This window comes from Sphingopyxis sp. (assembly GCF_016793825.1).
Lineage (GTDB): Bacteria > Pseudomonadota > Alphaproteobacteria > Sphingomonadales > Sphingomonadaceae > Sphingopyxis.
The window spans coordinates 87,129-100,662 of the sequence record NZ_JAEULM010000044.1 but is presented as its reverse complement, the minus strand read 5'-3'; the positions used below and the strand labels follow the sequence as shown (position 1 = coordinate 100,662).

12 protein-coding genes and 1 tRNA gene are annotated in these 13,534 nt (G+C 62.4%); 5 read left to right on the top strand and 8 right to left on the bottom strand.

The window, feature by feature from the left end; all coding sequences use genetic code 11:
- The first annotated feature begins 9 nt into the window (after positions 1–9).
- On the top strand, positions 10–411 hold the full coding sequence (gene apaG / locus JNM03_RS13405; protein ID WP_294037960.1) for a Co2+/Mg2+ efflux protein ApaG: 402 nt from the start codon (positions 10–12) through the stop codon (positions 409–411).
- Positions 408–1,199, top strand: a complete 792-nt coding sequence (locus JNM03_RS13400) for a LysR family transcriptional regulator (protein WP_294037297.1) — start codon at positions 408–410, stop codon at positions 1,197–1,199. Before apaG ends, JNM03_RS13400 begins: the two co-directional genes overlap by 4 nt.
- On the opposite strand, the gene JNM03_RS13395 is transcribed toward JNM03_RS13400, so the two are convergent.
- Positions 1,124–2,515 (bottom strand): serine hydrolase, encoded by a 1,392-nt coding sequence (locus tag JNM03_RS13395; RefSeq protein WP_294037295.1) that lies wholly within the window; start codon positions 2,513–2,515, stop codon positions 1,124–1,126. The genes JNM03_RS13400 and JNM03_RS13395 overlap by 76 nt on opposite strands.
- Before the next feature lie 10 nt (positions 2,516–2,525).
- Positions 2,526–4,505 (bottom strand): DNA topoisomerase IV subunit B, encoded by a 1,980-nt coding sequence (gene parE, locus JNM03_RS13390; protein WP_294037294.1) that lies wholly within the window; start codon positions 4,503–4,505, stop codon positions 2,526–2,528.
- Between the two features lie 170 nt (positions 4,506–4,675).
- Here parE and JNM03_RS13385 point away from each other — a divergent pair, with 170 nt between their 5' ends.
- Entirely contained in the window at positions 4,676–5,509 is an 834-nt protein-coding gene (locus JNM03_RS13385; RefSeq protein ID WP_294037293.1) for an outer membrane beta-barrel protein, read from the top strand.
- Between the two features lie 54 nt (positions 5,510–5,563).
- Here the strand turns inward: JNM03_RS13385 and JNM03_RS13380 are convergent, their stop codons facing one another.
- Together JNM03_RS13380 and JNM03_RS13375 are read right to left on the bottom strand one after the other, a co-directional pair.
- Positions 5,564–5,959, bottom strand: a complete 396-nt coding sequence (locus JNM03_RS13380; protein ID WP_294037292.1) for a PaaI family thioesterase — start codon at positions 5,957–5,959, stop codon at positions 5,564–5,566.
- A complete protein-coding gene (locus JNM03_RS13375; protein WP_294037290.1) occupies positions 5,956–6,639 on the bottom strand; it encodes a GcrA family cell cycle regulator in 684 nt (227 codons plus the stop codon). The genes JNM03_RS13380 and JNM03_RS13375 overlap by 4 nt, the downstream gene beginning before the upstream one ends.
- A 109-nt stretch (positions 6,640–6,748) precedes the next feature.
- On the opposite strand from JNM03_RS13375, the gene JNM03_RS13370 reads away from it, so the two are divergent.
- On the top strand, positions 6,749–7,621 hold the full coding sequence (locus tag JNM03_RS13370; protein WP_294037289.1) for an ABC transporter permease: 873 nt from the start codon (positions 6,749–6,751) through the stop codon (positions 7,619–7,621).
- 3 nt (positions 7,622–7,624) lie between these two features.
- Here JNM03_RS13370 and hspQ read toward each other — a convergent pair whose 3' ends face one another.
- Complete coding sequence (gene hspQ / locus JNM03_RS13365) at positions 7,625–8,011, bottom strand: heat shock protein HspQ (protein WP_294037288.1); 387 nt, start codon at positions 8,009–8,011, stop codon at positions 7,625–7,627.
- A 173-nt stretch (positions 8,012–8,184) separates the two neighbouring features.
- On the opposite strand from hspQ, the gene JNM03_RS13360 reads away from it, so the two are divergent.
- A complete protein-coding gene (locus JNM03_RS13360) occupies positions 8,185–8,814 on the top strand; it encodes a Yip1 family protein (protein ID WP_294037286.1) in 630 nt (209 codons plus the stop codon).
- Between the two features lie 180 nt (positions 8,815–8,994).
- Here JNM03_RS13360 and JNM03_RS13355 read toward each other — a convergent pair whose 3' ends face one another.
- The 3 genes from JNM03_RS13355 to JNM03_RS13345 form a co-directional block, all read right to left on the bottom strand.
- Positions 8,995–9,840 carry a PEPxxWA-CTERM sorting domain-containing protein gene (locus tag JNM03_RS13355; RefSeq protein ID WP_294037284.1) on the bottom strand — a complete coding sequence of 282 codons (846 nt, stop codon included), beginning with the start codon at positions 9,838–9,840 and terminating at the stop codon, positions 8,995–8,997.
- A 234-nt stretch (positions 9,841–10,074) separates the two neighbouring features.
- Positions 10,075–10,164, bottom strand: a tRNA-Ser gene (locus JNM03_RS13350).
- A 91-nt stretch (positions 10,165–10,255) separates the two neighbouring features.
- The gene (locus tag JNM03_RS13345) at positions 10,256–13,498 is read right to left on the bottom strand and encodes an amidohydrolase family protein (RefSeq protein ID WP_294037282.1); all 3,243 of its coding nucleotides are present in this window, start codon (positions 13,496–13,498) and stop codon (positions 10,256–10,258) included.
- Positions 13,499–13,534: the final 36 nt, after the last annotated feature.

Sequence of the window (13,534 nt, the reverse complement as noted above, 5' to 3'; positions counted from 1 at the left end):
ATGAGCGTGATGATCGACTCCTTTTTCCCTTTTGCGGCAACCACGGGTTCGATCACCGTTCGCGTTTCGGTGAGCTATCTTCCCGAACAATCGCATCCTTCGCTCGGTCGCTGGTTCTGGGCCTATCATGTCCGGGTCGAAAATCATGGTCCGGTCGCCGCACAACTGCTGACCCGCCACTGGAGGATCAGCGACGGGCGCGGACAGGTCAGCGAAGTCGAGGGCGAAGGCGTTGTTGGCGAACAGCCGCTGATCCCGCCCGGCGGCGCATTCGATTACGTCTCGGGCTGTCCGCTTCCGACACCGGAAGGTTCCATGGTCGGCAGCTATACGATGGAGATGGGTGACGGATCCCAGACCCTGGTCGCGATTCCGCACTTTCCGCTCGTGGCGCCTGCGACAGCGTCATGAAGCGCACGCACCTGCCCCTGAACGCGCTTCGCGTCTTCGACGCCGCTGCCCGGCACCTGAGCTTCACCCGTGCCGCCGATGAGCTGGCCGTCACACCCGCCGCCGTGGGTCAGCAAATCCGCGCGCTGGAGGATATGCTGGGTGTCGTACTCTTTCGCCGAACGCCGAAGGGGCTCGAATTGACCGGTGAGGCGAATGCCGGACTGGATGCATTGCGGCAGGGGTTTCTTCAGTTCGAGGAATCGGTCCGCGCGATGCAGGCGGGGCAGTCTTCGCAGTCGCTGACGATCGCCGCGCCGCGCGATCTGACCGCCAAATGGCTGGCGCCGCGGCTGGCACGATATAGTCAGCAGGCGCCTGACGTCCGATTCACGCTGGTATCGGCCGACAGCGGCATCGATTTCACCGAAGCGAACCTCGATCTCGCGATCTTCTGGACCGACGGGACCGGCGAGCATGAGGGCGTGCAGCTCGCCGAGCCGACAATGGTAACGGTCGGTGGCCCGGGAACGGTGAGCGATACGCGGATCGCCTGGCCCGGCTGCCCGGTCGAAGAGGGCGAGCCGGCTTTGCGGCTGGGCGATGCGGGGCTGGCGATCGACGCGGCGGCCAATGGCCTCGGTCAGGCAAATGTCCCGGCGATGCTTGCCGAAGCAGACATTGCCGCAGGCCGCGTTCGCCTGATGCGCGAGGCCTTCGCCGTGAAGCGCGGCTACTGGCTTGTCGCGCCGTTGCCGCAATGGCGACAGGCAAAGGTCAAGGCGCTGGTCGCTGCGCTAACCGCCTGATCCTGCTTCGCGGCGAGCGCCAGCAACCGTGTAACCAGTCCGACCAGCATTACGGTGTCAACATTGGCTGCGGGGTTGTTCCAGCTTACCGTGACGACGAACCATTTTCCGTCCGATTTGCGCTCGCCCAGCAAACTCATCGACAAGACGCCGTTCTCCGAGCCGCCCTTATATCCAAGGTAGCGCCACGGTTCGGCCGCCAGCGGGCCGACGCCGTTGTTGATCGCCATCGCGGCCATTGCCTGTTTCGATCCGCGCGCACGGACGTCGACCATCAAGCGCGCAACGTCGTTTGGTGATGCAAACCACTCCAAACTATCAATAAACCGCGGTCCGGCCCGAAAGCTGACGCCGTCAACATTGCTCAGCACGAACCGGTTCCGGTTTTGATCGATCAGCGCGCGCTGCGCATCGTCGTCGCCTTTCATAAAGGCATCGCGCAGAGCCGCGAAATTACCGCCCTTGAGCGCAAAGGCTTCAACCGTGGTCAGGAAGGGAATGTTTCGCGACGGGTCCGCGTGGCCAGAGGCTCGCATTCTCCGTTCGATCCGTTCCCGCCCCAACAGGTGAATCAGCGTATCGGCCGCGCCATTATCGCTGACAGATATCATCCAGTTTGCAAGGGTTTGCAGCGTGACCTGCGTATCCGTTGGCCAGTTTGCGGTCGCTACGGACGAAAAGCTGGGGTGGGAGAGGGGGACGACGTCGGTCCATTGGCGCTCTCCTGCCGCGATTTGCGCGGCCAGTTCGTCCAGAACATAGAGTTTGAACGTCGATGCGGTCGCGAATTGCACGTCCGCATTGGCCGCGGCGACCGGACGAAAGGCATTGCCGTCGATTTCGGCCACGAGAAAGCCGGCACGGCCCGGAAGCGCGGCGATCTCTTCAGCGACCTGCTGCAGGCTGTCCTGCGCCCTTACTACGCCCGTCAGGCGCAATCCTGTCACCTGTTCTCCAGGCGTATCGGCAACGTCCAGCGTCACGCTGGCGAAACCCTTTTCGAAGCGGAGTTCGAGTGTCCCGGACAGACCATCGGCCGAAACCGCCTTCTCGACGGCTATGGCACGGCCATATTGGGCGATCAGCGAAGCGTTCATCGCCTTGAACTGCGCCTCGGGGATGGCGGCCTGAAAGCTCGGGGCAAAATAGTCGGCGAATGCAATGTTGCCATTGATAACATCGACCAGTTGCGCGGCTCTGCGTTCGAATATTGTCGCGGGAAGCGCCCGATCCCCGGACGTCTGCGCCGAAACCGTGACCGGCACCTGCATCATCAACAGGCCCGCCGCGATGCCGATCCGCCAGATTCCGCCCATATCCGCCTCCTCAGGCGTCGATTGCAGCCTCGTCGAGGCTTGCGGCATTGGCCTGGATGAACTGGAACCGGTGCTCGGGATGCTTGCCCATCAACCGGTCCACCAGATCCTTGACCTGGTGCCGCTCTTCATATTCCTGCGGCAAGGTAACCCGCAGCATACTGCGGGTTGCGGGGTCCATCGTCGTTTCCTTGAGCTGGTTCGGGTTCATCTCGCCGAGCCCCTTGAAGCGACCGACATCGACCCGCTTCCCCTTGAACACTGTGGCTTCCAGTTCGGCGCGATGCGCGTCGTCGCGAGCATAGGCCGACGTTGCGCCGGCGGTGAGGCGATAGAGCGGCGGCTGAGCAAGGTAAACATGCCCCTCGCGTACGATATCCGGCATCTCCTGGAAGAAGAATGTCATCAAAAGCGTCGCAATGTGAGCGCCGTCAACATCGGCGTCGGTCATGATCACGATCTTTTCGTAGCGCAGCCGGTCCGCGTCGCAATCCTTGCGCATTCCGCAGCCCAGTGCGAGCGCCAGATCGGCGATTTCCTGGTTCGCGCGGATCTTGTCGGCGCTGGCGCTCGCGACATTGAGGATTTTGCCGCGGATCGGGAGAATCGCCTGTGTCTTGCGGTCGCGTGCCTGCTTGGCGCTTCCGCCTGCGCTGTCGCCCTCGACAATAAATAATTCAGTACCTTCCGGACCATCATTGGCACAGTCTGTCAGTTTTCCGGGCAGGCGCAGCTTGCGACCGCTGGTGGCGGTCTTGCGCTTCACCTCGCGTTCGGCCTTGCGCTTGAGGCGCTCGTCCATCCGGTCGAGGATCAAGCCGAGCAACGCGCGGCCACGATCCATATTGTCCGACAGAAAATGGTCGAAATGGTCGCGCACCGCATTTTCGGTCAGCCGTGCGGCTTCGGGGCTTGAAAGCCGGTCCTTGGTCTGGCTCTGGAACTGCGGGTCGCGGATGAACACCGACAACATCATCTCGCCGCCGTTGAAAACATCTTCGGCGGTGATCTGCGCCGCCTTCTTCTGACCGACAAGCTCGCCAAACGCCCGCAGCCCCTTGGTGAGCGCCGCGCGCAGGCCGGCCTCGTGCGTTCCGCCGGCGGGGGTCGGAATGGTGTTGCAATACCAGCTGTAGCTGCCGTCAGACCAGAGCGGCCAGGCAATCGCCCACTCGGCCCGCCCCTGATCGCCTGAAAAATCCTGACGGCCGACAAAAGGCTCTGCGGTCGCGCATTCACGGGTCCCGATCTGGTCTTTCAGATGATCGGCAAGACCGCCGGGAAACTGAAACACCGCCTCGGCGGGGGTGTCGTCCCCGATCAGTTCGGGCGAACATTTCCAGCGAATCTCGACGCCGGCAAAGAGATAGGCCTTCGACCGTGCCAAACGATAGAGCCGCTGCGGCTTGAAGCGACCATGCTCCCCAAAGATCGCGACATCGGGAACGAAGGAGACGCTGGTCCCGCGTCGATTGGGCGTCGATCCCAGTTCTTCGAGCGGGCCCTGCGGCAGGCCACGAGAAAAAGATTGCCGATACAGTTGCTTGGAGCGCGCAACTTCGATCACGGTTTCACTCGAAAGCGCGTTGACGACGCTGATGCCGACGCCGTGAAGGCCGCCCGACGTGGCGTAGGCCTTGCCTTCGAACTTGCCGCCCGAGTGCAGCATCGTCAAAATGACTTCGAGGGCCGATTTTCCCGGAAATTTTGGATGGGGGTCGACCGGCATGCCGCGCCCGTTGTCGATCACGGTCAACCGGTTGCCGACGTCGAGCGTGATCTCGATCCGCGTCGCGTGGCCGGCGACGGCTTCGTCCATGCTGTTGTCGATCACTTCGGCGGCGAGATGGTGTAGCGCGCGTTCGTCGGTCCCGCCGATATACATGCCGGGGCGGCGGCGAACGGGCTCGAGCCCTTCGAGCACCTCGATCTGCGAGGCGTTGTAGCTTTCGGTCGCGGGCTGATTGCTGTCGAACAAATCGTGACTCATGCTCAGGCTATAGGAGGCGCCGAAGGGGGGTGGCAAGCGCGGTTTTTGCGGCGTCATCGGGGCATCCGGTGCAATCAGCTCGTCCCGTTTTTGGCACCATGGCGAAACTTGCTTCGACACCGCGTGTTTCTCGGCCGGCTGTAAAGCCACTCAAAAAGCGGAGAAAAATAATGAAATTCGTATCTCTCCTCGTCGCTTCGGCGACCTCCATGCTGGCTGTGCCGGCGATGGCGCAGGAAAACCGCGATACCACGCGGGATTTCAACGGACCTTACATATCAATCGGCGGCGGCGGGACCCTTCAGGGCAGCGATCGCGGCGAGACACTGGTGTTCGACACCAACCGCGACGGCACCTTTGGCGACACCGTCACCACATCGGGCGGAGCGAACGCCTTTTCTCCAGGCTTTTGCAACGGCGCCGCGACCGGCACGGCGAACCTTGGCTGCCGCAACGATCGCGATGCTCCCGAATTCTTCGGTCGCCTCGGCTATGATCGGCGGATGGGCAATATCGTCGTCGGCGCCGTGATCGAGGGCGGTCACAGCGTCGCCCGCGATAGCGTCAGCGGTTTCTCCACGACACCAGCCAGCTATACGATGACCCGCGAGGCCGACTATCAAGCGAGCGCCCGCTTGCGGGCCGGCTATACGCCCGGGGGCGGCGCGTTGTTCTATGTCACGGGCGGCGGCGCCTATGCGAAGCTCGACAACAGGTTCGCGACAACCAACACCGCCAACAGCTTCGCCGACAACGGCCGGACAAACGCCTGGGGCTATGCCGCAGGGGGCGGTGCCGAGTTGATGGTCACGAACAACATCGGCATCGGGCTCGAGTATCTTTACACCGATGTGAAGGACAAGGATTATGTCGTGAACGTCGGTGCGGGCACCGCGGCGCCAACCAATCCGTTCCTGCTGAATGGCGGTGGCACCGATATTCAGCGCAGCGATCCGCATTTTCGGACGCACAGCGTTCGCGGGACTCTCAGCTTCCGCTTCTAACCTCCTGGAACGCGGGAAGGGAGGTGCCGGACCTGCGGGTCCGGCACCTTCCGCCTATTGCTGGGGCGCCGGAAAGATCGCGAAATTGCCGTTCGCGCTGCTCACCAGCTTGCCGTCCTGATAAAGCCGCGCGTCGATGTTGGCGACGCGCTTGCCACGATGAAGCACCTCGGCTTCGCAGGTCAGGCGCCCTTCGACGACGCGGACATGATAGTTGAACTTGATCTCGAGCGTCGCGCACCATTCGCCGTCGGGCAGCAAGCTGGTGATCGCACCGCCCATCGCCGAATCTGCCAGCGAATAAGCGACGCCGCCATGCGCGGCGCCCTGCGGATTGAAATGCCGCTCACGCTCGACATCGATCGCCATGACGCAGTGACCCTCGCCACGCTCGACCAGCTCAAGGCCAAGCGTGCGCGCGAAGTGGAAATCCTGCCCGAAGGGCTTCAACGGACCCGCGGGCCGCCAAAAGGCGGAGGCGGGGGCGGGCGGCGTGTGCCGCGCGGCAACTGGGCCTGATAGGCCCGCCCGCAATGCTCGACGCAGTAAGGAAAGCCAGGATTCACCGCGACACCACAAAAGTGGAAGTCGGGCTCGCCGGGGTGCCCCATCGGCCAGCGGCAGATGCGATCGTTGAGATCGAGCAGACTGGTCTTGTCGGCAATCTCGGGGCTGGGCTTTGCGGGGACCAGGCGGCGCGGCGGCGCGGGCGGGATCGGCGCCTGCTGATCGCCGGGGCCCTGCCGGATAAAGCCGCCCGGGCCGATCGACACGATGCGCGGTGCATCGGGCTTCGGCGCGGCTTCGACCCCGTCTTCGTTCGACGGTTCCACAGCCGGCTTCGGATCGGGCTTCGGTGCCGGCGCAATCGGGCGCGGTGCGGCGGGGGCAGCAGCACGCGGTGCCTGAATTGGCGAGGCAGGCTTCGGTGCGGCGGGCGCCTTTGGCGGCTTGGAGACCTTGTCGGTCGCCTTCACCGGCGACGGCCGCGATTTCAGACCCAGGCGATGCGCCTTGCCAATCACCGCGTTGCGGCTGACGCCGCCCAGTTCATCGGCGATCTGGCTTGCGGTCAGGCCCTTTTCCCACATGCTGCGCAATTGTTCGATGCGCTCATCGGTCCATGACATTATTTCATTCCTCATCATTCACGCAGCGGGCGGCCCGGCGATCCCGAAAGAACCGCGTAACGACTGCCCAGCTTGCGGTAAGATCGGGGAGGCGATAGGCGAGAACGCCATGAACGACCAGCCCCAAATTTCGTACCCCGACTCGGCAAATTCCGCAGTTGCTCCGGCATTTGCCGAACCCGGCGTTCCGCAAATCCGCGCACTGAACGTGCCCGGCCTTCAGGCCCTATATGTCAAGGAGGTGCGACGCTTTTTCAAGGTGCAGCTCCAAACAATCTGGGCGCCGGCCATCACGACGCTCCTTTTCCTGGTGATATTCACCGTCGCGCTCGGCGGCGCGGGGCGCACGGTCATCGGCGTGCCGTTCGCCGATTTCATCGCCCCGGGGCTGATCATGATGGCCATGTTGCAGAACAGCTTCGCCAATTCGAGCTTTTCGCTGCTCGTCGGCAAGATTCAGGGCACCATCGTCGATTACCTGATGCCGCCGCTGGCTGTGGGCGAACTGATCATCGCACTGATCGGCGCCGCGATCACCAGGGCCGTCCTCGTCGGAAGCGCGCTGTGGCTTGCCATGCTGTTCTGGCCCGGCGTCCATGTCGCCCCGGATCATCTGTGGGCCGTCGCCCTGTTCGGCATCCTCGGCGCCATGATGCTCGGCTTCCTTGGCCTCATCACGTCGGTATGGGCTGAAAAGTTCGATCATGCCGCGGCGGTGACCAATTTCGTCGTGACGCCGCTCGCTCTGCTTTCGGGCACCTTCTATTCGATCGACCGGCTGGCGCCGTGGTTTCAGGCGGTCGCGCATGCGAACCCGGTTTATTACGCCATCATGGGGTTTCGCTACGGCTTCATCGGAACGGTCGATTCGACGATCGACAGTCCGGTTCTGATCGCCGCATTGTTCCTGATCGCGATGAATGCCATTCTGGGCATCGTCACCTATCGCCTGCTCGCGTCGGGGTGGAAATTGAAAGCCTGATCGTCAGTGACGGTGGATTGAACGGACGCGGTAACGGCCTTTCACCATCCCGTCGAACATCGCGTCGATCTGTGGATGGTCGACGGGGCCATGCTCGGCATCGCTTACCAGATTCTGCTGGCTGACGTAGGCGATGTACGACGAATCCTCGTTTTCGGCGAGCAGATGGTAATAGGGCTGCTCCTTCGCCGGGCGGATGTCGGCCGGGATTGCTTCATACCATTCTTCGCTGTTCGCAAAGACGGGGTCGACGTCGAAAACCACGCCGCGAAAATCGAACATTCGGTGGCGGACGATGTCGCCCGGCGCAAAACGCGCGCGCTCGATCAGCGGTGCCGCGACGTGCGGCGGGATCGAATCCTTGAAACTGGGAGAGGTTTTTGGCGTCATATCGTCAATCTATGGCTATTTACGCCCGTTTCAAGTCCGTTACATTCACACCCGACCGCGGCCACCCGAATCCCGGGTGTGATCATGGTTACAGAAGCGTTCGCCGACGGGGTTAGCTTGCCCGCGGCTACTTGCATTGGCGGGCCCGCCTTGATCCAGGGGAGACGCATTTCATGACCGACGCACCTTCAAACAATCTGCCGCCCGTCGCCGCGGGCATAGTCCAACGGGCGAAAGACATCCTGTTCAAACCCAAAGAGACGTGGCCGGTCATCGCGGCCGAGCCGGCGACGACGCAGTCGATCTATATTCCCTATGTCCTGCTTCTTGCCGCAATCGGTCCGATCGCCCAGTTCATCGGCGGGCAGGTCTTCGGCATTACCGTCTTCAGCGTGACCTACCATCCACCGTTGATGGGGGCGCTGGTATCCGCCGTTCTGGGTTACGGGCTGGCGCTTGTGACCGTGTTTCTGCTGGCCCTCGTCATCGACGCCCTTGCGCCGAATTTCGGCGGACAAAAGGACCAGATTCAGGCGCTGAAGGTTGCGGCCTATTCCGGCACCGCAGGATGGGTAGCCGGCATTTTCGGGCTGATTCCCGCACTGAGCCTGATCGGTGCGCTGATCGGTTTGTATGGCCTCTATCTTCTCTATCTGGGCTTGCCGGTGCTGATGAAAGTGCCGCAGGACAAGGCGCTCGGCTACACGGTCGTCGTGGTGATCGTCGCGATCGTGCTGTTCGTCATCGCCGGCATGGTGGTCGGCGCGCTGGCCGCCCCTTCGCTGCTTACCATACGGGGATAATATCCGTTGTCCGGCTGCCCCGGCGCGATGCCGGGGCGGTTGCCCAAGCAACGCCGCTGCCACGGACCCCGTATCCGTCAGGTCGGGGGTACCCGGACGCGGTCTTGGAATGATCAAAGCCCGGGCGCGTCGATGGTGACGCGCCCGGGCTTTGGATATGGATTGTCGGGTCTTCGAAAATCAGGCGAACTTGAACTTCACCGTTGTGCGCCGACGAGTCCGCATGGCGCCGCCAACAAGCCCAAAACCCATCAGCATCATCGCCCAGGTCGCAGGCTCGGGGACCGCACCATTGACCGGACCCGGAACCGAGTAGGGCGTGACATTGGTCAGGTTGCCATTCCCGATGTTGACATAGCCGCTCATGACGGGCGACCCATAGGGATTGGCTTCCGAAACGACCGTAAGCGTGCCGCCGTTGAGCTGGAACAGATAGTTCGCGCCCTCGAAGTTAAAGGTCGTGTTAAAGAAGAAGCCGTTGAACTTGCCCTTGTTGTACTGGATCATCGCATTCGGATCGTCAGCCAACGTAAACGTGATATCGCCGAAATTGAACTTGAAGGCGTCGGCCGCCGGAATGTTCGCGATATCGGCTATGCTGCTGAACATGACGTTCTGGAAGTTCGGCGGGGAACTCGTGGGAACAAGGTCGGCATCATAGACGAAGTTTCCGGTGAACTGCTGCCCCTGAAAATAGGGATTGCGCAGCGGATCCTTGACGTTGGCATCGCCGTTGTGAATCCCCGCGGAAAAATTCGCCTGCACGTACGACGCGGCGTGCGCGGTGGTGGTAGTGAGCAGCAACAAGGTTGCCGTTGCGAACGAGCGTAGCATGTAAATTCCCCCATGATGATCGATCATCCCAGATTCAACCGAATTGGAGGAATGATTCGAGGCTCGGCCCTTGCCAGCCAAAGTTAAGATAAGCAAAGTTTTGTTAAGTCTCGAAGACGGGAAACCACAACTTGTCCCGTTGTGAGACAGCGCGCGGGTGATGGAGAAGACAAAGGCCGGCGATGCGAACATCGTTGGTTGCATCGGTCAGTTCGCAGCCGTGACGATCATGATGCATTGCCCACCATTTTACCGATCGTAATCGGAACGCAGCCGCGCGTACGAAGCATACCTGCCGGGGCGTGTGGAACGAGCGGCCCGGATTAACGAGACGGCGACAAGGCGAAGGCGTCGTGAGCGGTACCGGCGGCGAAGACAGCCAGCGGGTCGAAACACCGGCTTTTTCAGGTCGCTACAGAAAGAAAATGGAGGAGAGTGAGGGATTCGAACCCTCGGTACCGTTGCCGGCACTTCGCATTTCGAGTGCGACGCTTTCGACCACTCAGCCAACTCTCCTCGCTGAGAGGAGACGCCCCTAGCGGTGGCTCGCGAGACTTGCAACCCTCTCGTCACAAATTCGCGACCCGCCGCCATTGTGGACCATTTATCAGGGCTTGTCGGTTTCCCACCAATAGGGCTGGCGCTTGCGATTGCCCGTCTCGACCTCGTTCATCGTCAGCGGGTCATAGAGTCGTCCGCCCAGCATGACGCGATGGATCTTCTCGGTGTTTCGGATGTCCTGCGTCGGATCGGCATCGAGAATGAGCAGATCCGCAAGCTTGCCTGCCTCGAGAGATCCGACATCCTTCGCATAGCCCAGCGACGTGGCCGGCATGATCGTGGCCGCGCGGAGCGCATCGATATTGCTCCACCCCCCGCGAACGAAGGACCATATCTCCCAATGCGCGCCGAGCCCCGCCTGCTGTCCGTGCGCACCGATCGACACCATGCGTCCGGTATCGGCAATCTTTTTGGCCTCGCGAGCATTGTCGTCGTCGACATAGTCGCTTTCGGGCGCGATCACGCGGCGCTTGTTGTTGGCGGCCAGTTCGACCGGTGGTGCGTGACGCGACAGGATCGGTTGCTCCCAGACATTGCTATGGGCCCGCCAGTAGGGATCGCCCGCCGGTCCGCCATAAGTAACGACGAGGGTCGGCGTATAATTGGTCTTGGTCTGCCCCCAAAGCTGGACCAGATCCTTGTAGAAGGTGTGGAGCGGGATGTTGTGCTCGACCGTCGAATTGCCATCCTGGATCAGCGTCAGGTCCATCGTGTAGAGCGATCCGCCCTCGGGCACGACTTCCATGCCTTCTTCCTGCGCGGCGCGCACGATCATCTGGCGCTGTTCGCGTCGTGGCTGGTTGTAATTCTTCACGCTGTGCGCACCCTGCGCCTTCAGGCGGCGGACATGTGCAAGCGCGTCTTCATAGCCGTCGATCTCGGCATAGATGCCCGCGGCCTTCGCGCCATAGATCACCTCGCCGGTCGAGAAGATGCGGGGTGCGAGGATCAGTCCTGCACGCTGCATCTCGGACGACACGAAGATTTCGGACGCGCGCGAGGAGGGATTGTGGCTCGTCGTCGTGCCCATCGCGAGGTTGACGATTTCCGACCAGTTTTGCTGCGGAACGAGTTCGTCGTCACCGTGCGGACCGTGCGCGTGCGCGTCGACGAAGCCCGGAACGATCGTCTTGCCGGTCGCGTCGATCGTTACGGCGCCTGCCGGAACCGTGATCGCGCCGGCGGGACCGACCGCCGTGATCCGATCGCCGTCGATCAGGATCGCGCCATTCTCGATAATACCGCCATCGCCATCTGCCATGGTGACGATCTTCGCGCCCGTGACGACGACGATGCCTTTATGCTTCGCGGCCGACTGGGGCATCGATAGCGAAACCCCGCTCGTCGGCGGGCTGAATTTTGCGGGTTTGCCGTCGCCTGCGGGAGCGGAGGCAAAGAATTGTCCGAGATCGGCGCTGAACAGGGTGGGGCCGCGCGTCCAATGAAGCCGTTTCCCACCGTCCGACCAGTGCATATAGTCGGCACCGCTATCGCTGACGCGGGTAACCGGCATCGCGCCGCCGGACATCGACAGCGACACATCCTGACCGCCCGGCATCAACGGCGTGACATAGGCGTCGTAATTCTGGCGGAAAGCAAGCGTGCGGCCGTCAGGCGACACTTCATAGTCGCTGACCAGTTCGCCGCTCGCATGGACGCGCCTGTCCTGACCCTGAAGATCGGTGCTGACGAGCTGGTTCTTGCCATCGGCGGCCGCGATCATGAAAACGCGATCGCTTGTCGCGCCGAACTGCGGCTTGGCGCCATTGTCGCTTACCCGCTCGGCAGGGCCGCCCGTCGCCGCGACGCGGTAGATTCCGGGATTTTCGCCCCAGCGTTCGGACCGCAATCCACCGCCCGCGCGCTTTTCAAATGCGACAATCCTGCCGTCGGGGGAAAAGCGCGGCTCGGCATAGTGGCCGGGCGTGGCGGTCAGCTTGCGCGAAGCGCCGCCACCGCCGCCGACGATATGAATTTCGCCGAGCCCGGCGTCGGTCCAGCGAACGAAAACGATCTGCTTGCCGTCGCGCGACCAGCTTGGCCACAGCTCGAACCCGTCGTCCTTCGCGGTGGTCAGCCGCCGTGCAACGCCGCCCGTTGCCGGCTTGAGCCATAGTTTGCCGAGCGTTTCGAAGACGACGCTGCGGCCGTCAGGCGACACTTCGGCCCAGCGCGGCATCTTCGTGTCAAAGCTGTCGGGCGCAACCTCCACGGTCGGATGGGTCGCATCGATGACCACCCGATCGTCGTTCACGCTGAAGGGAATGATCCGTGCCGCACCGCCATCGGCACCGACCCGGCGAAGCTTTCCGCCCGCCCAGAAGACGATCTCGCGGCTGTCGGGAGTCCAGCTCATGTTCGGGTAGACGCCGGTCACGGCCCAGGTTTCCTGCACATCCTGGTCGAGGGCGTCATAAACCTTCCTGTCCGTGCCCGACGCGAGATCCTTGACATACAGCTTGGACTGCGTGCCCTCGCGCCTCACGTACGCAAGCTTCTTTCCGTCAGGCGAGGGCGAAGGTCGCACCGCGCCGCCGGCCCCCGAAGCGACCGTGGTGACCTCGCCATTGTTCAGGTCATAGCGTTCGATGTGAAACAGGTCGGTGTTGCTGTCCTGTGCATATTCGAAAATCGGCCCCGGCGTGACGTTGCGGGTATAATAGACACCCTTGCCGTCGGGCGCGAAGGTCGGTTCGCCCAGTTCCTTTTGATGACGCTCGTTCGGTTTCTTGACGAGCGGGACGCCGGCGCCGCCCGAGATGTGGTACATCCACACCTCGCCGGTTCCCAGCGAGCGACCGGTCGTGAAATGCTTTTTCGCGACGATGAACTGCCCGTCGGGGCTCCAGCTCGGCTGGTTGAGGAGGCGGAACTCCTCCTTCGACAACTGGCGCTTGTCGCTTCCGTCGCGCTTCATCAGCCAGATATTGTCTCCGCCGCCGCGATCGGAGACGAAGGCGATACGAGTCCCGTCGGGCGAGAAACGCGGCTGATGCTCATAGGCGAGGCCTTCCGCGATGCGCGTCGGGGTGCCTCCCTCGATCGGCATCGTGTAGATGTCACCGAGCAGGTCGAACGCGATCGTGCGACCGTCGGGCGCGACATCGACGTTCATCCAGCTCCCTTCGTCGACCGCGATCGGTACCTTGTGCGTGGTCATGCCCGGCGGTGCGTTGACGTCCCATTTCGGGGATTTCGTGTCCGGAGTGCCAGCCTCGGGCGCCGCCTGTGCCCAAACCGAAGTCGAGCAGGACAAAGCCGCCGCGAGGGCGAGAGCAAAGCGCGCCATGATATTATCCCCTGTTGCAATGTGTGACGACCATAT